This window comes from Paraburkholderia sp. A1BS-2L (assembly GCF_051125205.1).
Lineage (GTDB): Bacteria > Pseudomonadota > Gammaproteobacteria > Burkholderiales > Burkholderiaceae > Paraburkholderia.
Genome location: NZ_CP120428.1, coordinates 821,859 through 846,255 on the forward strand (window position 1 = coordinate 821,859; position 24,397 = coordinate 846,255).

Genomic DNA, 24,397 nt, shown 5'->3' on the forward strand with positions numbered 1-24,397 from the left:
TCTATTAAATTCGATTGGATTAAATCTGCGATGTGCGTTGCTCAATGCCTTGACGCAGGCGATCACTCTGGCCGTCGTGCCAATCGTTACCGTCGTTACGGTCAATGCCGCGGGCGGCGGATGGTTAGTCTTGCCACCTTCAGGATGGATGCTATTTCCCGCCTTCCTGCTATATGCATTTACAATGGATTTTTTTGAATATCTTTTCCACCGTGCGCAGCATCGTATCCCTATCATGTGGGCTATGCACTCACTTCACCATAGCGATAGTGCGATGAACGTATCCACAACACATCGTCATCACTGCGTTGAATTTGCAATTAAGTCAATGATCATTTACATGGTTGGCGGAATTATTTTTAAGGCTAATTCATCGATAATGGGATTGTATGTATTATTAAATTTATTTAATTTTTTTGCGCACATGAATTTGCGGGTGGGATTCGGTAGATGGTGGATGGTTATTAATTCCCCGCAATATCATAGAATCCACCATTCTTCCCTGCGCGAACATTGGAACCGCAACTTTTGTGGCCTGTTTCCGATCTTCGACGTGATTTTTCATACTTTCCATAGGCCGAATGGAGTTGCCCCCGTAACACAGGACACGCGGACACCGTTAGGTCGATGACACCGCAGCACGCCTGAACTCGCGAGGCGAGCGGTATTTCAGAGCTTTATGCGGGTGGCGCTCATTGTAGTGTTCAAACGCAATAGCCAGACGCGAGAGCGCCGTTGGTGCGTCAGGCTTGTCCATATAGGCGACGTAATTGTGCTTCATGGTCTTCACGAACGATTCGGCCATGCCATTGCTCTGGGGCGAACGCACCGGCGTGGTCAGCGGCTCAAGGCCCAGTTCTCGAGCGAAGCTGCGTGTGCGGTGGTCGATGTAGGCCGAGCCGTTGTCCGACAGCCATTCAATGGGCTGCGCGGCCTGCGTGGTGCCGAAGCGCTGCTCGACGGCTGCCAGCATTACATCGCGCACCACATCACCGCTATGTCCGCCGGTCGTCGCCGCCCAACTAATCGCCTCCCGGTCGCAGCAGTCCAGCGCGAACGTTACGCGCAGCGGCGTGCCGTCGTCGCACCGGAACTCAAAGCCATCGGAACACCAGCGGGTGTTGCTGCGGTCCACAGCAACGCGACCGTCATGGCGCCGCTTGTCTCGCCGCACGCCGGGGCGGCGCAGCAGCAACTGGTGCTCACGCATAACCCGATACACGCGCTTGGCGTTGACGCACGGTGCGCCAGTCTGCTCTCGACTACGGCGCAGCAGCGCCCAGATACGCCGATAGCCGTAGGTCGGCAGGTGCGCTACGTGCCCCCGAATTTCCTCGACCAACCCGGTATCGTCAGTCGGGCGGGCACGGCGGCCATCGCGCCAGTCAGACGAACGAGCCCGCTTCACCACCACGGTAGAGCGCGCCACGCCGAGAACTTCGCAGACCGTCTTCATCGGTCGTCCCCTGGCAGCAAGGGCGAGCGCGCAATCAGGTTTTTTGACCGGCCCCAATCCACGGCTTCTTTCAGGATTTCGACTTCCAGCGTCTTCTTCCCGAGTAGCCGTTGCAGTTCCTTGATTTCCTTGATGGCGGCGGCCAGCTCAGATGCGGGCACAACAGATTCACCTGCCTTCACCGCCGCCAGACTGCCTTCCTGGTATTGCCTGCGCCAGCCGAACACCTGGTTGGCGTTGACGCCGTGCCGGCGTGCCACGGCCGACACCGAAGCCCCCGGCTCCAGTGTTTCCTGCACGATGGCGATTTTTTCCTGCGCCGTGCGCCGACGACGGCGCTCCGGCTCGGTCAGAATTTCGATACTTTCCACGTAATGACTAGGCTTACTGATAGGCACAAGACTATCCCTTATTTTAAGAGAGTCCTCGTGTCCTCAGATACGTGGGGCCGCTCCACCGAAGAAGGATGAGTATCCGCCGACTGGTCTTGATACGGGAGAATACCCCCCGGCGGCATAGTAGTTGTCGCCTCTGAACTTTCTTATCAAGAAGAGTCAGAGGTACAAGTTGAAGACGAAACAAACGTATTCTGTTGAGTTCAAGGAGCAGGCGCGCTCGAAAGTTCTGCAGCGCGGGAACCGAACGGTTGGAGCCGTCGCCGACGAATTGAACGTGAACGTACTGACATTGAGGAATTGGATGAGAGGCACCGCCGCCGCGAACCGGAGCTCGAATTCTGGACACGCAAGACGTCCGGAAGACTGGTCGCTTGAAGAGCGCCTGATGGCCCTGCAGGAGAGCCACGGCCTGGTGGACGAAGCATTGAACGGCTGGTGTCGGGAGCGCGGCCTGTTTGCGCATCATCTCGCGCAGTGGCGAGCGGATTTTTGCGCCGGTGGTGCAGCCGGTGGCCGACGTGAGAGCGCCCAGGAAGTCCGGGATCTGAAGCAGGCGAATGTGCAACTGCAGCGTGAGCTCAAGCGCAAGGAGCAGGCGCTGGCCGAAGCTGCGGCGCTGCTGGTGCTGCAAAAAAAGTACCGTGCGCTCCTCGGGGACGAGGCCGAATGACGGCCCCTGAAGAGCGCAAGGCATTGATCGGTCTCATCAACGAGGCGACCCTGGCCGGGGTTCGGCAGGCACACGCGTGCAGGATTCTGGGGCTCAGCGCGCGCACAGTTCAGCGCTGGCAGCGCGGCGAACCTGGCGCGGTGGACGGGCGCTCGCTACGGCACCACGAGCCGCGCCACAAGCTAACTGCCGAGGAACGCGCCGAGCTTCTGGCGGTCGCGAACTCGGCCGAATTTGGTCATCTGCCGCCAAGCCAGATCGTGCCGCGACTGGCAGACCAGCAACGCTATATTGCCTCGGAATCGACGTTCTACCGGGTACTGAAAGCCGAGAAGCAACTCGCGCACCGGCGCAGCGAACGGCCAGCCCACGCACGCAGCAAACCCCGTTCGGTTTGCGCCGACGCGCCGAACCAGCTGTATTCCTGGGACATCACGTATTTGCCGACGACGATCCGTGGACAGTATTTTTATCTGTACCTGTTTATGGACGTATTCAGCCGAAAAATTGTCGGCTGGCAGGTCTATGCGGAGGAAAGCAGCGTGCAGGCCAGCGAAGTCCTCAGGGACCTCTGCGCGCGCGAAGCGATACAGTCCGGCCAGGTGATTCTGCATTCGGATAATGGTGGCCCGATGAAAGGCGCGACGATGCTCGCCACCCTTCAGGCGCTGGGCGTCATGCCGTCGTTGAGTCGCCCGGGCGTGAGCAACGACAACCCGTGTTCCGAGTCGCTGTTCAAGACCCTGAAGTACCGGCCGGCTTATCCGCTCAAGGCGTTCGATACCCTGCTCGCCGCGCGCACCTGGGTGGGCGCGCTGGTGCGCTGGTATAACCACGAACATCGTCACAGCGCGATCCGGTTCGTGACGCCAGCGCAGCGCCACGCCAACCTCGACCAGGACATTCTGGATCGACGGGCGGCGCTTTATGAGACTGCACGGCAGCGCAATCCACTGCGATGGAAAGGCCCAACGCGCAACTGGCAGCGGGTACATGCTGTGCACCTGAACCCGGATCGAAGCGACAACCAGGGCGTCGCCCTAAATCGTCACCAGGAGAAGAAGGCCGCCTGAAATTTAATCGTTGAGGCGACAACTAGCTTGAAAATTTCCGGCGAATACATCGAGATCTTCTATAACCGGCAGCGCACGCAAGCTCGACTTGACTACCTGTCACCTGTAGCATTCACGCAGCGATACTACCTGAATCAGGTCGCTGCTTAACCCGTTGGCGTCCACGCGTTCCGACCGACCTCAGACGTACCACACGGCAAACACGGCGCCCGCAGCGGCCAGACCATGCACGTCGCACGCGCCAATGACGGGCGTGCCGAGTAATTGCGGTTGGACGGCTCATCGCTCGTCGCACCGACGTCGCTTTCGTGCGCAGCGCTTCACTCCACCTTTTCTTCGTGAAGGAGTGGCAGGAGGCGTTCGAACTCGCGGCGCACGAGACCGTAGCACTCGCAGGCCCGGGCTTCGAGACCCTTGCGGTCGAGCACGCGGATGCGGCCGCGGCTGTGGTGGATGAGACCATCGTCGTGCAGCTTGCCGGCCGCTTCGGTGACGCCTTCGCGGCGCACGCCAAGCATGTCGGCGATGAGCTGCTGCGTGACCGTCAGGTCGTTCGAGGCCACACGGTCCACTTCGATCAGCAGCCAGCGGCAGAGTTGCTGGTTGAGCGAATGATGGCGGTTACAGGCCGCGGTTTGTGCCACTTGCGTGAGCAGTACATGCATATAGAGCAGCATGAGGCGGCGCAGGAAGTCCGAACGCGCGAAGTGTTCTCTGAGATCTTGTGCACTCATGCGATACGCAAAGCCCGTGCATTGGACCTGCACGCGATTGGGCATGGCTTCGCCGCCCGTCAGCACGGGCACGCCGGTCATGCCTTCGCGCCCGATCGCAGCGATTTCTATCGAGCTGCCGTCTTGCATCGTCGAGAGTATGGAGATGATTGCCGTGGTCGGAAAATACACGTGGTGAATGCGCTGGCCGGAATCGCAAAGCAATTGCTCGGTACGTAGATGGACGAGTTCGAGGTGCGTTGCGAGTGCGTGCCATTCGTGTGATGGCAATGCACCGAGCAAGTGGTTGCCGTGCAGATCCGATTGAAGGGCTAGCATGATTGGTCCCCGTGCGAAGCGGCTTTTCCCGCCTCCTGTTTTGTCATTCCGGCCGCCGAACCGCTTGTTGTTGGTCGCTCCCATAGCGACTGCTGGCTCGTCTTGCCGACCCCGTAGGCCCGACTGCGTTCGCGATATCGGTTGTATGCGTCACGCTGTATGGCGTATCACGCCAAGCACGGTATGTGCCAGTGCGCTGGAAACCGCGAGCGCGCGAGCTTTCGAGAGCGTCACGCCCCGAACTCGCCGACGTACCCCCGCGTTTTTGTTTCAGATATGTACGACGTGTCACCTGAACACTGCCGCCGGCTGAACTTGATTAACTTGCAAATCATTGATTCGACTTGATTATTCTTCGTTTCGGCGCGGGGGCGAAAATGACGCCATGCTGAAACACGCTCATCCGGAGCCCAGGCCGCATAGCCGGGACGTGCGTGGAACCGTTCGAATTTGATTCATCTGCGTCGCACTGCGTGCGCGCTGCGGGCGCACTGCACAGAATCGTTCTGTCCTGAAACATGCGCGTTACGACTCCTTGCGCAAAGGGCCTTACGTCGTTGTTCGCGCAACTATCACGCAGGCGCGTCACGGGCGTGCGCAGAGGTTGACGTCGCAGCCTGCCCCCCGCGGTCGTCGACGAGTAAAAAGTCGCGTTGATCGGTATTTAATCTTGGACAAACGCCTTTATTGCGTGCCATGGCCAAGACAAAGCGTGCGCAACGAGCATATGCCCTGTGCGAGTGAGTCCGCATCACGTCCCCCGCGCAAACATGGTCCGCTTTATCTGCTGCAACGCCCCGCAGGTCGTCACGAAGTGCAGCAGGCTCCTCGCAATCCCCCCCGAATCTCCCCCAGCTCAGCAGGTTAAGATACTGCGTTTGCAAACGCAGCGTGAAGGCGCCGCCGCTTCGTCGCGCTCATACCGCATTCGTTGAGCCCAAGCTCGTCACAACGACAAGTACGTTTCTACTCCGGAGACCGCCATCGTTTGGCGGACGAAAATTTCCGTGTTCATCGGAACTCGCGGGATTGAAGCCAGTTTGGCTGTGACAGCAACCGGTAACCAGGCGATTTAATTCGGTTATCCGAAGCGTGCCTTGGCTGTGTAGCAACTGGTGGCGCTGGACTGTAACGTACGCGGATCCGAAATGTGTGAGTGACGTTGGGTTTTATGTTCGGGGCCGCACAGTGCTAGTATGGCGAGAAATCAGGCTCGCAGAGGGGTTCACACACGACTAAAGGGTAGATTTGTAACCCGTGTATCAATCATGTAACAAAGTGTGAATTGAGCGTCGAAACGGGTCTTGTCCAGCGCACCTCGTGCGCTTTCTACGTGTTTCTCCTGGCAGTCCAACCCACTCCCTTTCACAGGCTACCCATTTCGCTTACACCCAAGCGACTGCGGTTGCAAACGTTTGCCGTGCCAAAACGCCCGGCAGATCGGGCAATCCAGCCTGGCTATACGCTTTCGCAGACTGAAAGAAACGACTCCTCCCATGCGCGCCAAGCGTAATGGTTGCGTCATAGTCCAAGACCGTCTTCGCGCACTTGCGCCGCCACGCTCGGTGTAACCGTTGTATCAAAGGTGTAACGAAATGTATTTTTGAGGAATGACTGGCATGGTGTGTGCGGAGTGTGCGTGCCATGCGTGTTTCCTCCTACGGGTCGACCGATCCGCTTGTTCGGTGCAAGGATGAGGTCGATATACGCGCGATCTCCCCACCAAACCTTTACGCGGCCAAAAGGCTTCTGGGATCGGGCGGCCGGTTCGGGCGAGTCACTTCGGGTGTCTGAAGGAAAGATCTGCTGGGAACCGGCGGGGAGACTTCTTTCCCCGACCAGCGCCGCCCGCCCTCTATAACGATCCTGGCGATTTCTGAGGGTCGTGTTCAAAGATGAAACATTTCTTGAGCCGTTCGCCCTCCCAGATCTTTTACTTCGCCAAACAATTCAATTCAATCAAGCCTTTCCGGCTAGTTGGCACGCTCCTCGCTAAGTAGGGTCCGCAACGGTGACGCGTTGCTTGCGAAGTACCAGAGCAAAGCGTCACGGTTTCCGGCGTCGCAGGATTGCTGACGGGGGAATCAATCCTCGATGCCGAAAACTTCAGCCTCTGACATGTCGGTTACGGCAGTCGATGCTGAAGGCAGGGAGCAGCGATCACGGCCTCGGCGGTTATCGACGTTCCCGCAGTGGTGGCATAGGGGGTGGTAAGCGGCGCATCGCACAGAGGGCGATTCGACTCAAGCCTAACCTCTTAGCCAGGCTAATCCGGGCTATACAGCGTGCAGCCCTTTAACCGATGCTCGGTCCCGCAGCGGGCATGTTTGACTACTTGAGTTTAAAACTTCATCTCCAAGGAGCTTCAAAATGCAAAAGACTCTCGACCTGATCCGTGCCTTTGCCCGCGAAGAAGATGGCGTGACCGCAATTGAATATGCGCTGCTCGCTGCTTTGGTCGCCGTTGGCATCATCGTCGCCGCCACGGCTCTCGGCCAGCAGATCAGCGCCACGTTTGACTACATCAGCGCTCAGCTGAAAGCCGCAACGCCTTGATTCGAGCAACTGTCCGCGAGGAACGGCTTCCTGATGGGGAGCTGCTCCTCGCTCTACTGCGGCTCAATTGACATGGTAAACGAATAACCAGAAATCGCGGTGGGGGGGGGCCATGCAGGAAATGCTCTGTTTGATTCGTGAGCTGTTATGTAAGGAAGACGGCACCACCGCGATCGAGTACGGACTGCTCGCTGCGTTGGTTGTCTTGGGCATTGTTACTACGGTGACGACGGTTGGTGGCGCAGTCGTCGATCTTTTAAACGTCGTCGTTAACGCATTCAAAAACATTGTGTTTCCTTAATTGAAAACACTCTAGATGAGGCTGACTACAGTCTCCTCCTGGCGCATCTCATCGCTTGGCTGTGGCGGAAAGGAAAATCGGGGAAATCCATGAACACATTCGAATTTCCGGTTGGCTTGTGCCTGCTAGCACTGGTCGCAATTGCCGCAGGTACAGACTTGCGTACACGACGCATCCCGAACTGGTTAATCCTGAGCGCGCTTGCGCTTGCGATTGCAGTTCAGGGGCACCTGCATGGCGCAAGCGGTGGCAGTAGCCGTTGGGTGCTCGGCATGTTGACGGGAGGAGGTCTGTTCTTCCCGCTTTATTTGCTGCGCGGGATGGGGGCTGGCGATGTGAAATTGATGGCCGCCGTGGGTGCGTTCGTCGAACCTGGCGTAGCGCTACAGATTGCAGTGTTTACCTGTGTGATCGGCGGCGTATGGGCACTGGCGGCTATCGTTATGCGGGGCACTTTGAAATCGGCCGGTGAAAATGTTCTCGAAATAGTGTTGTCGAGTGTAGGGCCGTCCGGGGGGGATGTCAACGTAGGTAAAAGCGCAAGAGCCGCTTCGGTGGGTTCGTTGCCTTACGGTGTGGCCATTGCTTTGGGCACTTTGGGTGTGATGATGCTGAATGCCTGGCAAATTGCGTTCTAAGTTTTATTCGATCAATCAGTACTGCAGTATTCGATACCAAGCTAGAAAGTAAATAGAAACAAACGTAGCAAGCCGCATCTGCGGCGCGAGAAACCGGGGGAATAACGTGAACGACAACTTGAAATCAGCGTCGGCGGACGGCAATCGCCTCTACGATGTCAATCGCACCCGCGCGAACGCCGACCACGTCGAAACGGGTTTGGTGGCAAGAGCGCCTCGCACCGTCGCCGAGGTGGGCCTCGATCAAAACTTCCTGCTGGAACTGGTCGCGAAAACTGCATTCATGGTCGGCAAGGTTTCCTTGTCGCAACTGGTTCAGCGTCTGAAGCTCGGCGCGAGCGTCCTCGACAGCGTAGTGGCATTCGCTGTACGCGAACGTGTGCTCGAAATCGTGCGACGTGGAGCAAGCGACATCGATGTCGAGGTTCAGCTCACCGATGGCGGGCGCAAGCGTGCGGCCGAATTCGTGAGCCATTGCCGCTACGTTGGGCCTGCGCCCGTGTCGCTGGCCGCATATGACGCCGTGCTGCAGCGTCAATCGGTGCGCGGCGCGCATGTCACGCGTGCCGGCATGCGTGCGGCATTCGGGGGCCTGACGGTTAAGGATGCGCTGCTCGACGACATTGGCGGCGCGATCAACAGCGGCAAGCCCCTGATCTTCTTCGGGCCGCCGGGAGGCGGCAAGACATCGCTGGCCGAAAGACTGGGACGGCTGCTGCCGGGGCAGATTGCCGTGCCGTATGCGATTGCCGTCGAGAACGAAATCATTCAGATCTTCGATCCGCTTATTCACCGCGTTTGCGAGCGCGCGCCCACAGAGGACGCGCGGGGCGCGCCGCTCGACGCGCGCTGGCAAGTCTGCCGCCGGCCCATGGTGATGTCCGGCGGGGAGCTCACGCTCGAGATGCTCGAGCTGGGCTACGACAAATCGAGCGGCTTTTACCAGGCACCGCCGCACGTCAAGGCCAACGGTGGCCTCTACATCGTCGACGACCTCGGGCGTCAACGCGTGGCGCCGGCTGATCTGCTCAATCGCTGGATCGTGCCGTTCGATCGCGGCCGAGACATGCTGACCCTGCATACGGGCTCGCGCTTTTCATTGCCCTTCGACGTCATGGTTACGTTTTCCAGCAACTTTGCGCCGGGGGATCTGGGCGACGAAGCCTTTTTCCGGCGCCTCGGCTGCAAGCTGTACATCGGGCCGCTCGAGCTTGTCGAGTATCGCGCGGTCTATGAGCAGCGCTGTGCGGAACTGAACGTGGCAAGCGATGACGGCGCGTTCGAGTACCTCGCTCATCACTTGCACATGTCGTCCGGCCGGCCGCTGCTGGCGTGCTATCCGGGAGATCTGTTGCGCATCGTGCTGGCCAATGCCCGCTATCTGGAGAAGCCGGCCGTTGCGGACAGGGTAAGCCTGCTGCGCGCCTGGAATAGCTACTTCGCAGTGGTCGGCGAGCATGAGAACCCGCCGCCTCAGCAACAGGGAGGCGCGGAGTGGGCAGCAAAAAAATTCGCGGCCGGTTAGCCGGCCGATGACCGAGGGCAGGACGTGGTTCACGTATCAGGAGACTCATCATGAAGAACGTACGCGCGCTAGTGATGTTGCTGATTGCCGCCGTCGCCGGACTGGGCGCGGTCGCGTTGGCCTCACGCTGGATGTTGGATCGATCGTCGGGCTCGACGGCCAAGGTTGCCGTAGCCGCGGTCGACATCAATCTGGGGCAGCGCCTCAATCCCGAATTCATCAAGATGGTCGACTGGCCTTCGGGCAGCCTGCCGCCCGGCGCATTCGTCGACGCCCAGAAACTCGACGGCAGGGTGCTGAAGACGAGCGTGCTGCGCGGAGAGCCGATCCTCGACGGCAAGCTGACGCCGCTCGGTACGCGGGGTGGGCTGTCCGCGGTGATCGCTGAAGGCCATCGTGCGATCACCGTGCGCGTCAACGATGTGATCGGCGTAGCTGGCTTCGCACTGCCTGGCAATTACGTGGATATCATCGTTAGCACCCAGCAAGACAAGGGCAACAAGGGCAATACTGACGACAGCATTTCCAAGATTGTGCTCGAGAAGATCCTGGTGCTGGCGGTCGCGCAGGAGGTGGGGCGTGACGAAACCAAGCCCAAGGTCGTCAATGCGGTCACGCTCGAAGTGACGCCCGAGCAAGCTGAGAAGCTCGATTTGGCGCGCAGTGTTGGCACGCTATCGCTCGTGCTGCGTAATCAGGTCGATACGGTGGTTGCGCCGACTATAGGCGTGACGAAAGCCACGCTGCTTGGCGAGAAGGCTGCGCCGGAAGTCGCACCGGTGAAGCCGATTCGCACGCACTACGTGGCACGGCGTCCTGCCGCGCCGCGCGACTGTATCGGCGTGCTTTCAGGTGTGCTGAGCAGTGAGGAGTGTTTCTAGGCGCGCTGCGGCCGAATCAACGAAGACAGAAGGCCGCATCGAGAACCGCTAGAACGACAGGACCGAAAATCTAAATTGAATCGGGTAACGGTGTAACGGGGGCGTGACGAAATGAAAACGAAACTGGAATTCGCGTCGGGCAGCGAGATGCGCTGCCGCTCGCTGGGCGGCGTCATGTTTGCCACGGCGTTGTGTGCCGGCATGCTGGCTTCCCAAAGCGCTACGGCGCAGCAGATGTTCGAGAGCCCGGCGCTCGCGCGCGGCCGCACGAACATGCCCGGCGGACGCGCGCCTGCGCCGATGACCATCGCCATGGCCCCGGTGCCAGCCGCACCAGCTGCGGCACCGTTGCGCGGCCCGAGCTGTACTGGCGTGATCGGCGAGGAATCGAACGTCGTGGTCGCGATCGGGAAGTCGACGCTCGTGCCCTTGTCCGAACCGGTGCGCAACCGCACCCTCGGCAATCCGGCAATCGCTCAGGCCACCCTCGTGTCGCCGCGCACTCTTTATCTCGTCGGTATGGCGGTCGGCACGACGAACATGATCGTCCAGGGGCGCAGCGGCTCCTGCCAGATGATCAATGTGATCGTCAATATCGACCCCGAGGGGCTGCAGAATTCCCTGCGTCAATTGTTGCCCGATGAGACCGGCATTCGCGTCTCGACCGCAGCCGGCAATCTCGTGCTGACCGGCCATGTCTCGAGCGCGCCGGCCGCACAGCAGGCGGTGGAGATTGCGCAGGCCTTCGCGGCCGCACAGCCGACGCAGCAGCAACAGTCGGCCAGTGTGAACTCGGGCAACGGCTCGACCTCGTCGATGCAGCAGAACACGAGCAGCAGCAAGGCGGCCGACGTGATCAACATGATGACGGTGGACACGCCGCAGCAGGTCATGCTGGAAGTGAAGGTGGCAGAGGTGTCGAAGACGCTGATGAACCAGATGGGCTCGGCACTCAATATCCAAGGCGGGTTCGGTTCGTGGACCGGCGCACTGGTCACCAGCATGCTCCAGGGCGTGAGCAGCGCCTTCCTCGCCAGCAAGGCGAACAACCGACCATTTAACGTCGCCGTCGATGCGCAGAATACCGATCAGCCCGTCAAGATTCTGGCCGAACCGAATCTCGTGACGATCAGCGGCCAGGAGGCATCGTTCCTCGCGGGCGGCAAGATCTTCATACCGGTGCCGCAAAGCAGTGGCGGGGGAGCGACCACCATCACGCTGCAGCAAGAGGAATTCGGTGTCGCGCTGAAGTTCACGCCCACCGTGCTCTCTGGTGGCAGGATCAACCTCAAAGTCGCACCTGAGGTATCAGAACTGTCGCCAACGGGTGCCCAGTTGACCGCGCCCAACGTCAACGGCGCAGCGGTTATACCGCTGATCACGACGCGGCGCGCCGCGACGACCGTCCAGATGCACGACGGCGAAACGTTCGCGATCGGCGGGCTCATCAAGGACAACATCTCCGGCACGCTGAAGGCGATCCCGGGTATCGGCGAAGTGCCGGTGCTGGGTGCGCTCTTTCGCAGCACGTCGTTTCAGCAGGACCGCACCGAACTGGTATTCATCATCACGCCGCATCTCGTGAAGCCGATGCGTACCGCGGACGTGCCGCTGCCGACCGATAGCTTCGCGAAGCCGAACGAAGTGGACGTCTATGCGACCGGCGTGATGGAAGGCCGGGGCGGCAAAGTGCGCGCAGCACCCGCAGGCGATGCGCCGCAGCCCGCGCCTGTTCCAGCCCCAGCGCCGGCGCCTGTGCCGTCGCAGCAACCGGTCAGTTCCGTTGCGCCGGTCACGTCGTTACGCAATGGCACGGATACGACCGCGAGCGATACACGAGTGGAGGTAGCTCCGGTCGAAAACACCACGGTGCACGTCGCGGCGGTCGATACCGGCACGAATGAGCAACGCGAACTAAATGCGAGCACGCCGGACGATGCCGGCCACCACTGACGCCAAGTCCAAGGGGAACATCATGAAACTCATATTCACAGTTTTTATGCAGCGCGCCGCGCTGGTTCTTCCGGCAATGCTCGCGCTCGGCGGCTGCATGACCACGACGCCGGTGTGGGACGCGCATTTCGGCGAAGCGGTCCGTGCGGTCAAGCAGGCACAAATCATCGACCCGAACGCGGCCGAGCACGCGCAATCGGCTAGCGGCGTGGACGGCAAGTCGGCGAACGCGGCCATGAACACCTACGACCGATCGTTCTATCAACCCGTGGTGACACCGAATCCATTCGTCATCGGTGTCGGGAATGGCAGTTCAGGCGGACAGTAAGAGAGCGGCTTTGGGGAACCGGTATTGCGGGCGCGGTGCATGAGCGTACGAACGGTTCGAACTTCGCCCGCACCACCATTCAGGAAGAATCAAATGATCGACATTCTGATAATTTCGCCGGACTCCGCTCACGCCACCGCGGTCGAGCGGGTCATCAAAGCGGGCGAAACCCATCATCGCGTGAAGACCACGAATGCGCCGCTGGAATCGCTGCACGCGAACCAGGAGGGACTCGATGGCATCGATCTGCTGATTTTCGACGGCGAGCAGATGGGCGAGCGCGACTTCGACACGCTCGCCGCGCTGCTCCACCAGCGCCAAGGCCTCGCCAGCATGCTGCTTACGCCGGCTCCTTCCGCCGATCTGCTGATTCGTGCGATGCGCGCGGGCGTGCGCGACGTACAGCCGTGGCCTGCCAGCGCCAATGACCTCAGACGCGCCATCGATGGCATTGCCCGCAAGATTCCCGGCGCGCGGCGCGAAGGCAGGGTGACGTCCTTCGTCTCGTGCAAGGGGGGCAGCGGAACCTCTTTTCTGGCCGCGAATTTCGGCTTCGCCGCAGCGGCGCTCGGCAAGCGCACGCTATTGGTCGACCTGACCCAGCAATTCGGCGAAGCGGCGTTTTTGGTGTCCGAGATGACGCCACCGGCCACGCTTGCCGATGTCTGCGGCCAGATTGACCGGCTCGATCCCGCCTTTCTCGATGCGTGCCTGACCCACGTGAGCGACAGTTTCGACGTGCTGGCTGGCGCGGCTGATCCCGCCAAGGCAAAAGAGGTCAAAGCCGAGCACGTGCAGCGCATCCTGGATATGGTGCACGACCAGTACGACGTCGTGGTGCTCGACATCGGTGAGAGCATCAACAACGTGTCGATTGCGGCGCTCGATCGCAGCGAATGGATCTTCGCGGTCATGCAGCTGAATCTGCCCTATCTGCGCGCGGGCCGCCGCCTGCTCGACATCTTCCGCTCGCTCGGCTATCGCAGCGAAAAGATTCGCCTCCTGGTCAACCGGTATGAAAAGAAGGGGTCCATCGGCGTCGCGGATCTCGAGAAAGCCGTCGGACTGAAAGTAGTCAGCCTGATTCCGGACGACAGCGCGTCGGTCTCGGAGTCAATCAATCAAGGTGTGCCGATTTTGCAGCTCGCCAAATCCAGTGGCGTAGCCAAGGCCATCAATGAGCTTGCGCGCAATCTGTCGCCCGCTTCATCCGGTCAGCGTGGGGGCATTTTGCAGCGGCTCCTTGGCAAATCGTCGTCCGCCGAAGCGTCCGATAAGGGAGAGATGAAATGGAAAGCATCCTGACATTGCGCGAGCAGTTCTTCGAACATAACGACGCGTCTGCCCGCGAGCCGGGTGCCAGCCGCAACAACATGGCGAAAAGGGCGTATCAGGAACTCAAGAGAAACGTCCACCAGGCCATCATCGACCGGGTCGAGCTCGAAAAGCTTCAGCGCCTTTCGAACGAGCAGATTCAGCAGGAGCTGGCGCAGCTGGTCGAGCGCATCGTCGAAGAGGACAACGTTCCCATCAACGAGATCGAGCGCCGTCATCTGGTGCGGGACGTGCGCGACGAGATGCTGGGCTTCGGGCCGCTCGAGCCGCTGCTCGCCGATCCAACGGTTTCTGACATTCTCGTCAACACCTACAAGCAGGTGTACGTCGAGCGGCGCGGCAAGCTCGAGCTCACCGACATCACGTTCTACGACGACGCTCATCTGATCAAGGTGATCGAAAAGATCGTCTCGCGCGTCGGCCGTCGTGTCGACGAATCGAATCCGATGGTCGATGCGCGCCTGCCTGACGGTTCGCGTATGAACGCGATCATTCCGCCCTCGGCGATTGACGGGCCGCTGCTGTCGATTCGTCGCTTCGCGGTCAATCCGCTGTCGGTGAACGATCTCGTCGAATACCAGAGCGTCACGCCGCCGATGATGAAGGTGCTCGAAGCATTGTCCGCGGCGAAGGTAAATGTGCTGATTTCGGGCGGTACGGGCAGCGGCAAGACGACGATGCTCAACGTGCTGTCAGGATTCATTCCCGCCGACGAGCGCATCGTGACGATCGAAGACGCTGCCGAACTGCAACTGCGCCAGGCGCACGTGCTGCGGCTGGAGACGCGCCCACCCAATATCGAAGGCAAGGGCGAGATCACCCAGCGTTCGCTCGTGCGCAACGCGCTGCGGATGCGTCCGGACCGGATCATTCTCGGCGAAGTGCGCGGCGCCGAGGCGCTGGACATGCTGCAGGCGATGAACACGGGGCACGAAGGTTCGCTCGCGACGGTGCACGCCAATACGCCACGTGACGCGCTGACTCGCCTCGAAAACATGATCGGCATGGCGGGATTGAATCTGCCGCAGAAGGCCGCGCGCCACCAGATCAGCTCGGCGATCGGCGTCGTCATTCAGGTCGCGCGCCTCACCGACGGGCGCCGAAAGATCACCAGCATCCAGGAAATCACGGGCATGGAAGGCGACGTGATCAACCTGCAGGAAATCTTTACTTTCAAGCGAGCGGGGGTCGACAAGAACGGCAAGGTTTGCGGCCATTTTTGCGCGACGGGCGTACGCCCGAAATTCTCCGATCGGCTTCAGGCCTTCGGCGTGGCGGTTCCGGACAATGTGTATGACCCGAGTGTGCAATTTCCCGTGTAGCGTGCGCGGTACGTGGGTATCGGGCGAGTGAGTCCGATGCCCGGCTCAACAGGGAGCGTTGAGATGAATTTTCTATTCTACGGATTCGTCATCCTGGCATTCTTCTCGGTCCTTCTCTTGGTCGAGGGCGGCTCGATATGGTGGCAGGGGCGTTATGGCAGTGCGGCGAAGCGCCTGGAGAGTCGCATTCGCACGATGTCCGCGAGCGGACATGGCAATGCGGTGTCGATTCTCAAGCAGCGCGAACTGAGCGCGTCACCGTGGTTGACGCGTCTGCTCGCGCGCGCACCACGGATCCATGCGCTCGATCGCTGGCTCGTGCAGTCCGGGCTGAGCTGGTCGGTGGGAAAGTTTCTCGCCTACACTGTATTTCCGCCGCTCGTGGTGGCACTCGTCGCACGAATAATTTATATGCCGCTGCTTGTCGGGCTTGCGGCGATGGCAGTCGCAGGGTGCTTTGCATGGCTCAAGGTCAATCACGCGAAGGCGAAGCGTCTTAAGCAGATCGAGCAGCAATTGCCCGAGGCCACCGACATGATCAGCCGGTCACTGAGGGCAGGGCATTCGTTTTCGACTGCGCTTGGCATCGTGGGCGACGAACTGCCCCAGCCGCTCGGCGGCGAGTTTCGGACGACATTCGACGAAATCAATTTCGGTGTGCCGTTCAACGACGCGTTGAGTGGGCTGGCAAACCGTGTGCCGATCAGCGATTTGCGATATTTTGTTGTGGCCGTTCTGATACAGCGTGAAAGTGGCGGCAACTTATCCGAGATTCTGACGAACATTGGCCAGCTTATTCGCGCTCGCCTGGCGCTACTCGGCAAGGTCAGAGCGCTTTCAGGCGAGGGGCGGCTCTCGGCATGGATTCTCGGCGCGCTTCCGTTCGTAGTGGCGTCGATTATCTCCATGATTAATCCCGGTTTCATGCGTATTTTGTGGACCGATCCCGCCGGTATGAAGCTGGTCGGTGCCGCAGCGGTCAGCATGGTTATCGGCGTGATCTGGATGCGAAAAGTCATTCGCATTCACGTTTGAGCAAGGTGGTTTCTTTATCTACTCAGGAGATGGGTTTGTCCCATACCCGCCATGAAAACAGAACAGCTTATCTTGATGGCCGTTGTTTTTGCCATTGTTACGGTGGTCGCATTTAGCGCGATGGCATTGCTGGTGCCGGGCGCCACGCGTCGTCGCCTCGGTCAGCTCACCGACAACGGGCAAGGGTCGCCGCAGGGTGTCGACGATCCTGAGGCCAAGTGGGTGAAGAAGATCATAGAGGTTTCAAAGCCGATCGCCAAACTCTCCGTTCCTAAGGAGGGTTGGGAAAACTCGCCGCTACGAGTCAAATTCATGCATGCGGGCTGGCGCGACCCGTCGGCATCTGGGATTTACTTCGCTGCCAAGAGCATTTTGGTCCTCACGCTTCCGCTCGTGGCTTTCCTGGTTGGCGGCCGAGCACTGATTGAAAACACGCACCATGCCTTGGTCCTCGTGCTCCTGTTGGCGGCGGCAATTGGCTACTACTTGCCCAGCTTCGTGCTGACGCGTCAGGTGCGTCTGCGTCAGCGATCTATTTTCGAAGATTTTCCTGATGCGCTGGACCTGCTGACCGTCTGTGTCGAGGCGGGGCTCGGACTCGACGCGGCAATCATGAAAGTGGCCGACGAGATGCATCTGAAGAGCCCGGCGATCAGCGAGGAACTGCAACTGTTGCTGCTCGAACTTAGAGCCGGGCAGAGCAAGGAAACCGCGCTCAAGAACCTTGCGCTGCGCACCGGCGTGGACGAGGTGGACGGGCTGGTGGCGATGTTGATTCAGGCAGAACGTTTCGGCACGAGCATGGGCGATTCGCTGCGCGTGCACTCGGAAAATCTGCGGTTGAAGCGCCGGCTCCGGGCCGAGGAGGCGGCCGGCAAGATCGCGCTCAAACTGCTCTTCCCGCTGATCTTCTGCATTTTTCCGACGCTGATGCTGGTCTTGCTTGGCCCCGCGGTCATTCAGGTCATGCGCGTGTTGCTGCCGACGATGGCCGGCCATGCCGATGCGGGAATGCCGATCAACTGACGACTGGAGATGAAGCATGCCCCCGTGTCAACGAGAACGTGTCGAGGTGGTCAAGCTCCGCTTCATGCTGGGCCTCAAGCTGGCTGCCTTTAACCAGTTCGTCGCCACGCGGATGGGACTGAACGTAACGGACCTGAAGTGTCTGGAGGTGGCATGGTACGACGAGGTCCAGCCGGTGACGCCCGGTCGGCTGTCGAAATTGATGGGGCTGTCTCCCGGAGCAATTACGACTTCGATGAAGAATCTCGAAAAGGCCGGCCTGATTAAGCGGGAGACCGACCCGACAGACAGGCGGCGCGTTTTGTTGCGCTTTATGCCAAACCGGCGTACGGCGATCACGGGATATTTTGAAGCCGTCAATCGCAATCTGGCGGATTTTGATGAAACGCTCGATAGCAGCGAACTCGAAAGCGTCAGGAAGTACCTGACCGGCTTGATGAAGGTCCTCGACGAGTTCATGGAAGAACATCAGGTCGAGTAACGGGGCAGGCGAAATGAGTCGAACAAAAAAATCGGCGGATGCGATGACGACGAAAATGGGTGGGGGCATGCAACTCGAAGCCGCTTCGGTCGGCGGACAGGTGGCAGTCACACTCCAGGCGAAACAGCCTCTGCACGAAATCGTGCTGGAGAGGTGTTTTTGCATAAATCGAGCGTAAGGACGGAGTGACCTCCATGTTTTCGATCTCAGGCGATCCGGACGGACTGCGGGCGGGCAAGCGCCGCCATGCGGTTGAGCACCCCTGCACGAATCGAAACCTCGGCCGCTTGGGAGCCGATCTCGCGCGTCCACAGGCATGGGCCCGTGAGTATCTTGAGCCGATCCATCAGGGTCTCGGCGAGCGAGCGCCGGTGGTAGCCACTCTCTTGCTTCCATTCGCGCCTGCTGCTCTTCGCGATAGCATCGATCGCCGCATTGCGCCACGCCGCGCCGGGCGTGGAGTCAGGCCAAGGCATTGCGCCCTCACGCGGCGGGATCGCTGGGGTGGCCGCGCGCGAGGCAATTTACACTTGGCACGGCGTGGTGTCGTAGGCGCCGTCACCTCCAATGGTGTCAATCGGCACGTCATTCGGAATCTGGTCGAGCAAATCGGGCAGCATTTCGCTATCTCCCTCGTCTCGATGCGTCATCAGCGCAGCGCAGATCTGGCCGGTGTTCGCGTCCATCGCGAGGTGCACCTTGCGCCAGGTGCGACGCTTGGACCAGCCATGCTTGCGCACCTTCCACTCGCCTTCGCCATTACGCGCAAGAGAAAAAAAATGGACATCAGGCGGAGCCTTGAAAATACTGGGATCTGCTGTCTGCGAGGTGTCCATAAGATTATCCGAAAAAGTGGACAGAACGGCCGTCGGAGTGTCCATCTTCCGCCCCAAGTTTCGCATGGTCGGAAGCCCGATAAAGCCGGGTGTCCGACCATGCTAGAGCGTGTCAAACCATCGTGCGTCAAGGGTCCACTTCGCCGGGCTTCGCCCGCCCTTGACCGGTTCAGCGGTGTCACAGAACCACGATCGAATTTGATGCGTCACTACGCGCGGTCGGTTATACGGTGGAAGCTTCCCGAACGTAAAGTCGACGCAGGCGAAGCAGCCCAAGCGCCCGGCGCGCGACGGCAGTGTCGCGGTCAACGACCTCGGTCAGTGGCAGTTGCCGGATGGCAGTTCGTCTTGCCGTCATCACTCAGTTTCCCTGCTGTGTTCGTGTTAATGTCCGCTTTAACACAGCCTGCGAGTATCACGAAATCGCTCTTGACTTGCGCATACGCCGTAGACCTTCAGTCCGGTACTGTCGACGACGAGGTGGAATGGCTTGCAGGTGTGCAGCACTGGCAGCGCGACCTTCAGTGTCTGCGCGCGACGGCTCAGGGTCGTGCAGTTGGGCACCGGCAAGCCAGGGAAGGCAAGCTTGCGCAGGCTCAGCGCGAACTCTTGCAGCGCGCGCAGCGGCAGGTGAAAGACCTGCTTGAGGCCGAGCAGCGTCTGTACGAGCGCATCCGGATAGACGCAGGGGCGGCCACGAACGTGTTTGTCCAGCTCGGGCGGCGCCGCGAACAGGCTTGGGTCGATCAACATCGTCACGTCACCTCTAGCAACGAGGCCTACGTTGTACCGCGCCCAGTTCTTGACGCGGTATTTGGACCGACCCGCATTACCCTGGCTATTGCGAGTCGTGTCGGAATGCCTCGTGATGGGCTTTTCACTCTTCTCAAGGATCCCCGTCAGTCGGGATTGGACGCCATTCGCGTTTCTGTATTCGATTGCGGCCACTTACTACTTTCTCGCGGTGCATCTTGGGCCCGGCGTGAAGCGCGTGCCGGAGGCAGTCGGTGTGGGGCTCCAAATTGCGGGAGGAGCTGGCAGACATTCGCGAAAGCCTTCCCGCGGCGCTCATTCGGCCTTCTGCCGGCGAACCGCGGCGTGGTATCGAGTGGTGCGTACCGGGTGATGCGTCATCCGATGTACTCAGGATACTTCGTTACTGATATCGGGTTTTCGCTCGTTAATTTTGGTATGCAGAACATAATCGTCTATTTGGTGCAGTTCGCCTTGCAGGCGGCGAGAATCGTGCGCGGACAGGGGCCACTTTCGGACGATGCTCAATATCGTGAATACAAGGAAATTGTTCGTTACAGTTGGTTCCGAGGCTATTCTGAACGTTTCCGCGCGGAACTTTCGGGCGATTCTGTTCGCATCGAGTTTATTAGTCGCTACAACCAAGTTCGATCAACGGCGCGGAGCTTGCGAGTAGTTTTTACGGGGAGAAGTACAATGACAAACTGTCAAAAGCGTGGGTATCGCAGGCGAGTTCCAGCCATTCGTCTTAAAGAAAGCCAAAAGGGCGTGGCGGCGGTGGAGTTTGCGATCGTGCTGCCCGTCTTGCTGCTGATCTTGTTCGGGATCGTCGAGCTGGGCATCGGCCTTTACGACAAAGCAGTGATTACCAATGCCAGCCGCGAAGGTGCACGCGCTGGAGTCGTACTGAAAACCCCGAAGCCCAGTTCCGATGACGTGAAGGGTGTCGTGACACGCTACACGTCAAACTACCTGATGACGTTCGGTCAGCAGAATACGCCCGCGGTCACGACCACTGGCACTGGTGGTACGTTTGGTCAGCCGCTTTCGGTAACTGTGACCTATCAGTACAACGGACTGGGTCTGGGGCAGATACTGTCCGCGATCACAGGCCCAATTACGCTTTCCGCCACCACCGTGATGAACAACGAATAGAGGAGGCCATCATGCGTCGGGGGAACAAAGGGAAACAAGAAGGTGCCGTGGCGGTCACGGTTGCTTTGTTCATGGTCTTTCTGCTGGGCATAGCGGCACTGACCATCGATATCGGCAATCTGCTGGTTGCGCGCAACGAACTCCAGAATTCTGCTGATGCAGCCGCGTTGGCTGGTGCGGCGTGTCTTTATCAGCGTACCGAATGCAACAACACCACCGTACCGGAGCCGGACTGGTCGGACGCACAGGCATCAGCGGTGAGTTTTGCGACGGACACATTTCCAGGCTGCTTCCAACCCCAGCCTCCAAATGCGCCTCCAAATAAGAACTTGGTTCAAGGTTGTTTTGTCAAAACAGTGTCGACGGCATCCGGCTACTGGAATGTCACGGGCACGCCCGCGGGTCTTCAAATGCCTGGTGCGCTTGCACCGGGTAACAACGACATGCCAGCAATTCAGGTGACCGTAGCCAAGGATCCGTCCAACGCCAATGGCGGGATACCCACGTACTTGGCCGCAGTGCTGGGCGTCAATATCCTGAAGGCGAGTGCGACGGCGACCGCGGTGATCTCGCGACCAGGCTATGTCGGTTCGCACGGATTGTTCCCGTTGGCGATGCCGAAGTGCATGTACGACGAGTTCTGGAGCACGGCCAACAACGCGCCGGTCCTTTACCCTAATGGCCCGACGCTCGATTCGTCACAACCACAATCACAAACGAACGGTGATCCTTACTTGTTTAACATCGGTTCGCCCTACCACGTAACAGCGGACTGCCTTGCTGGCCAGTGGACCACCTTTAATCCTTCGGCCAATGGAGGATGTAGTTCGGCTCAAAGTGACCAATGTATCGACAACATGATTACGGGTGGTGGGAATACAGGGGCACTCGGTATCGGCGATTCGATTTTCGTGAAGAGCGGCACGGCGAACAACCTGTTCAAGGACACGAACGCTTGTAGTGCAGCGGCTCCGAATCCGGTGAATCGGACTTGTGAATGGGTGTCAGTGCCGGTGGTGAATTCGGTAACATCCAGCACAACCGGCTCCTCCCAAGCCGTCGTGGCATTTGCTTGCCTTCACGTTCTGGGAGCCAAGAACGGGTCTAATCCGTCCGTGACCGTACAGATGAGCGCCGATCAGTCCAAATGCACGGTGGCTAACTCAGGCGGGGTGGGGCCGAATTACGGGGCGATTACGCCGCCTCGGCTCGTGCAGTAAGTATGGCTTTACCCGAACGGGCACGGCGACGCCGTGCCCGTTCACGGTGCCGAGGGGACCGTTGCGCAGCGGGCTGACGGCGGCCACCGACGCAACGCGCGCCCTTCGCTCACGCCCCTCGTGCGAACACTGTACGCTTCATCCGCTGCAACGCCCCATAGGGCGTCACGAAATGCAGCAGGCTTTTGGCAATCCCAATCCAGTCGCGCCAGTTCAGCACGTTCAAATACCGTGCCTGCAAACGCAGCGTGGACACAATCTGCTGCCGCCGCTTCGTCGCGCTGATACCGCCTTCGTTAAGCTCGTAATAAAGCCCGAGCTCAGGCAGATTCGCGCAGTCATAGCGTTCCATCAGCCGCAAAAACAAATCGAGGTCCTCGGCGGCCGGATACCGCACGCGATAATTCCCCACCGCCAACACCGCGTCGATTCTCAGCATCACCGAAGGATGCACGAGAGGCGAGCGCAGCATGCGCGTGCGGCGCAGCGTGCGCGCGTCGGCGGCGGGGCGCAGCATGAAGAGCGGCGCGCCGGCACGATTCACCACTTGCGTCCACGTACCGAGCGCGGCCAGCCTTGGCTCGGCTTGCATGCGCGCGCGCTGCTTCGCAAGCCGCTGCGGCGCGGCGAGGTCGCCGGAATCGATGCGCGCGGCGTAGCGGAAGCCGCGCGCCGCAAGGGCTTCCACGCCAGCCTTGAGTGCCCGCTCGATGCCGCCGTTTTGCGGCATGCGCAGCACCTCGATCTGCATGCCCGGAACGTTCGGCGCGACGATCGGCGGCGTGCTGCCGTCGTCGACGACTAGCGCGTACACCGGCGCGTCTTCCGCGAACGAGGCGAGCGTGCGCTCTACGTCGGCCTGGCCGTTGAAGGCGGGCATCAGCACGGCCACGTCGGCGAGTGTGCCGGTGCGTGCATCGGCTTGTGTGGCGGCGGGGGAATTCGTCATGAAGCCAATTTGAAGCGGATGTAGTAGAAGTTCACGCAAGCCGCCGCAAGATAGCCGCACGCGAGCCCGACTAGCGCGCCATACGACCCCATGCGCGGAATCGCCACGAGGTTCACGGCGAACGCCACCGCGAGCGCGAGCAGCCATTTGGCGAGCAGCACGAACTTCGCCTGATATTTGAGCACGACGAGGTTGCCGATCGCCTCGACGCCCGCGGGCAGCGAAAGCCACACGGCCCAGCGGAAGATGCCGATCGCGCCCGCGTAGTCCGGGCCGAACACGTGGCCGATGATGAACCCGGCGAGCGCATCAAGAACGATTGCGCCCGCAACCATTAGCGCGGTGGTCATCGCGAAGAGACGCACGAGGTTGCGACGAAGTTGCGCGGTTTGCTGCACGCGATAGACGAAGGCGGGCGCGATCGTCTGCGAGAGCATGAGCGCGAGCGTGATCCAGTTTTCGTTGAGCTGCTGCGCGGCCGAGTAGCGGCCGAGATCGGCGAACGAGATGGTGCGCTCGAGCATGAGCCGGTCGAGCTTCAGGAACAGGTACATGCAGATGAGCCCGAGCCAGAACACGGTGCCCGCCGTTGCGAAATGCTTAAAGAGCGCGCGGTCCACATGCCAGCCGAGCTTGCCGCCGTGCTGACGCCGGAAATAGAGCACGAGCGCCGCGCCGATGGCCGCCGATTCGAGCGCCCAGAGCCAGCCGAAGCTGGCGGGCGCGAAGGCCGCGCGCGCGAGCAGGAACACGAGCAGCGCCTTGACCACGGCCGTGCTCATGCTCGCGAGCAACTGCGGCTTGCTGTACGTCATGCTCTGCAGCCAGGCGTTGATCACGCCGACGAACGGCTCGCGAAACGGCATCGTGACGGCGAGCCCGGCCAGCATCGCGCCCACGAGCGGGTCGGGTACGCCCAGCGCGATGCCGCCCCAAGTGACGACGAGCGCCGCCGCCGAGACGCCGATGCGCAGCGCGAAGGCGCTGCCGAGCACCGTGCCCAGTTCCTCGCGAGGTTTGTTCACGATGGTCGGCACGAGAATTTCGGCGCCGCAGACCCAGGTGATCGGGGCGAGCACGAGCAGCAGCGTGTTCGCGTATTGCCATTTGCCGAATATATCCGGCCCGAAATAGCGCGCGAGCACGCCGCTGATGACAATGGCCACGGCGATCTGCGTGATGCGCTCCAGGCCGAGCCACACGATGTTTGCAAACGCGCGGCGGACGTCCGGGTTCGCGTAGCGTTTGAGGCTCAGCATCGGCGGAACACGCCGGTCGTGCCCGTGGCGCCTGCGTTGAGGCAGGCACGCTGCGTGCTGAGCCATGCGCCCAGGTCCCGCCCCACCAGATCCGGCGCGGTTTTTGTCGTCTGAAGGAAACGGTGAGGCATTAAAATAGGTGCGTAATCAGCAGATGACCAACAGGTAACCAACAAGAGCCCCGGCCGGACGACG

At 60.2% G+C, this 24,397-nt stretch carries 20 protein-coding genes and 3 pseudogenes; 17 read left to right on the top strand and 6 right to left on the bottom strand.

All coding sequences use genetic code 11. From position 1 onward, the window contains the following. Window positions 1-37: 37 nt before the first annotated feature. Complete coding sequence (locus P5W98_RS03660; protein ID WP_434718321.1) at window positions 38-631, top strand: sterol desaturase family protein; 594 nt, start codon at window positions 38-40, stop codon at window positions 629-631. Here P5W98_RS03660 and P5W98_RS03665 read toward each other — a convergent pair. Next, a protein-coding gene (locus P5W98_RS03665; RefSeq protein WP_434718502.1) for an IS3 family transposase occupies window positions 620-1,818 on the bottom strand; the annotation gives its coding sequence in 2 pieces (ribosomal slippage) (window positions 620-1,503 and window positions 1,503-1,818; 1,200 coding nt in all). The two genes, P5W98_RS03660 and P5W98_RS03665, sit on opposite strands and share 12 nt — an antisense overlap. Before the next feature lie 205 nt (window positions 1,819-2,023). On the opposite strand from P5W98_RS03665, the gene P5W98_RS03670 reads away from it, so the two are divergent. Continuing rightward, window positions 2,024-3,597 (top strand): IS3 family transposase gene (locus P5W98_RS03670; protein ID WP_434718322.1). Its coding sequence is split into 2 segments (ribosomal slippage): window positions 2,024-2,492 and window positions 2,492-3,597, totalling 1,575 coding nucleotides; the frame shifts between segments, so codons are not numbered across the junction. A 42-nt stretch (window positions 3,598-3,639) separates the two neighbouring features. Further along, window positions 3,640-3,747 (top strand): annotated as a pseudogene (locus P5W98_RS03675) (IS3 family transposase); the annotation flags it as partial. 170 nt (window positions 3,748-3,917) lie between these two features. Here the strand turns inward: P5W98_RS03675 and P5W98_RS03680 are convergent. Continuing rightward, window positions 3,918-4,649 carry a Crp/Fnr family transcriptional regulator gene (locus tag P5W98_RS03680; RefSeq protein WP_434718323.1) on the bottom strand — a complete coding sequence of 244 codons (732 nt, stop codon included), beginning with the start codon at window positions 4,647-4,649 and terminating at the stop codon, window positions 3,918-3,920. Between the two features lie 2,370 nt (window positions 4,650-7,019). Here P5W98_RS03680 and P5W98_RS03685 point away from each other — a divergent pair. The 12 genes from P5W98_RS03685 to P5W98_RS03740 all read left to right on the top strand — a co-directional run bounded on the left by P5W98_RS03685 (window position 7,020) and on the right by P5W98_RS03740 (window position 18,030). Further along, window positions 7,020-7,205 carry a Flp family type IVb pilin gene (locus P5W98_RS03685; RefSeq protein ID WP_434718324.1) on the top strand — a complete coding sequence of 62 codons (186 nt, stop codon included), beginning with the start codon at window positions 7,020-7,022 and terminating at the stop codon, window positions 7,203-7,205. 112 nt (window positions 7,206-7,317) lie between these two features. After that, window positions 7,318-7,506 carry a Flp family type IVb pilin gene (locus P5W98_RS03690; RefSeq protein ID WP_434718325.1) on the top strand — a complete coding sequence of 63 codons (189 nt, stop codon included), beginning with the start codon at window positions 7,318-7,320 and terminating at the stop codon, window positions 7,504-7,506. An 89-nt stretch (window positions 7,507-7,595) separates the two neighbouring features. Then, entirely contained in the window at window positions 7,596-8,144 is a 549-nt protein-coding gene (locus tag P5W98_RS03695) for an A24 family peptidase (RefSeq protein WP_434718326.1), read from the top strand. Between the two features lie 106 nt (window positions 8,145-8,250). Then, window positions 8,251-9,669: an ATP-binding protein gene (locus tag P5W98_RS03700; RefSeq protein ID WP_434718327.1), complete on the top strand. Its 1,419-nt coding sequence runs from the start codon at window positions 8,251-8,253 to the stop codon at window positions 9,667-9,669. Window positions 9,670-9,719: 50 nt separating this feature from the next. Then, on the top strand, window positions 9,720-10,550 hold the full coding sequence (gene cpaB, locus P5W98_RS03705) for a Flp pilus assembly protein CpaB (RefSeq protein WP_434718328.1): 831 nt from the start codon (window positions 9,720-9,722) through the stop codon (window positions 10,548-10,550). A 111-nt stretch (window positions 10,551-10,661) separates the two neighbouring features. Continuing rightward, the gene (locus P5W98_RS03710; protein ID WP_434718329.1) at window positions 10,662-12,503 is read left to right on the top strand and encodes a type II and III secretion system protein family protein; all 1,842 of its coding nucleotides are present in this window, start codon (window positions 10,662-10,664) and stop codon (window positions 12,501-12,503) included. Between the two features lie 22 nt (window positions 12,504-12,525). After that, entirely contained in the window at window positions 12,526-12,831 is a 306-nt protein-coding gene (locus P5W98_RS03715; protein ID WP_421042343.1) for a hypothetical protein, read from the top strand. A gap of 93 nt (window positions 12,832-12,924) precedes the next feature. Further along, a complete protein-coding gene (locus P5W98_RS03720) occupies window positions 12,925-14,136 on the top strand; it encodes an AAA family ATPase (RefSeq protein WP_434718330.1) in 1,212 nt (403 codons plus the stop codon). Beyond that, window positions 14,121-15,488, top strand: coding sequence for a CpaF family protein (locus tag P5W98_RS03725; protein WP_434718331.1), 1,368 nt, complete (start codon window positions 14,121-14,123; stop codon window positions 15,486-15,488). Before P5W98_RS03720 ends, P5W98_RS03725 begins: the two co-directional genes overlap by 16 nt. Before the next feature lie 63 nt (window positions 15,489-15,551). Continuing rightward, on the top strand, window positions 15,552-16,523 hold the full coding sequence (locus tag P5W98_RS03730; RefSeq protein ID WP_434718332.1) for a type II secretion system F family protein: 972 nt from the start codon (window positions 15,552-15,554) through the stop codon (window positions 16,521-16,523). Window positions 16,524-16,565: 42 nt separating this feature from the next. After that, window positions 16,566-17,549: a type II secretion system F family protein gene (locus tag P5W98_RS03735; protein ID WP_434718503.1), complete on the top strand. Its 984-nt coding sequence runs from the start codon at window positions 16,566-16,568 to the stop codon at window positions 17,547-17,549. 46 nt (window positions 17,550-17,595) lie between these two features. Then, complete coding sequence (locus tag P5W98_RS03740; protein ID WP_434718333.1) at window positions 17,596-18,030, top strand: MarR family winged helix-turn-helix transcriptional regulator; 435 nt, start codon at window positions 17,596-17,598, stop codon at window positions 18,028-18,030. A 206-nt stretch (window positions 18,031-18,236) separates the two neighbouring features. On the opposite strand, the pseudogene P5W98_RS03745 reads toward P5W98_RS03740, so the two are convergent. Both P5W98_RS03745 and P5W98_RS03750 read right to left on the bottom strand, forming a co-directional pair. After that, window positions 18,237-18,788 (bottom strand): annotated as a pseudogene (locus P5W98_RS03745) (IS5 family transposase); the annotation flags it as partial. Window positions 18,789-19,310: 522 nt separating this feature from the next. Further along, window positions 19,311-19,736 (bottom strand): annotated as a pseudogene (locus P5W98_RS03750) (transposase); the annotation flags it as partial. A gap of 228 nt (window positions 19,737-19,964) precedes the next feature. Between P5W98_RS03750 and P5W98_RS03755 the strand changes: the two are divergent. After that, the gene (locus tag P5W98_RS03755; protein WP_434718334.1) at window positions 19,965-20,774 is read left to right on the top strand and encodes a TadE/TadG family type IV pilus assembly protein; all 810 of its coding nucleotides are present in this window, start codon (window positions 19,965-19,967) and stop codon (window positions 20,772-20,774) included. A gap of 11 nt (window positions 20,775-20,785) precedes the next feature. Further along, window positions 20,786-21,994, top strand: coding sequence for a pilus assembly protein TadG-related protein (locus P5W98_RS03760; RefSeq protein WP_434718335.1), 1,209 nt, complete (start codon window positions 20,786-20,788; stop codon window positions 21,992-21,994). A 109-nt stretch (window positions 21,995-22,103) separates the two neighbouring features. Here P5W98_RS03760 and P5W98_RS03765 read toward each other — a convergent pair whose 3' ends face one another. Then, window positions 22,104-22,943: a glycosyltransferase gene (locus P5W98_RS03765; RefSeq protein ID WP_434718336.1), complete on the bottom strand. Its 840-nt coding sequence runs from the start codon at window positions 22,941-22,943 to the stop codon at window positions 22,104-22,106. Beyond that, window positions 22,940-24,202: an oligosaccharide flippase family protein gene (locus tag P5W98_RS03770; RefSeq protein ID WP_434718337.1), complete on the bottom strand. Its 1,263-nt coding sequence runs from the start codon at window positions 24,200-24,202 to the stop codon at window positions 22,940-22,942. Before P5W98_RS03770 ends, P5W98_RS03765 begins: the two co-directional genes overlap by 4 nt. Window positions 24,203-24,397 lie beyond the last annotated feature (195 nt).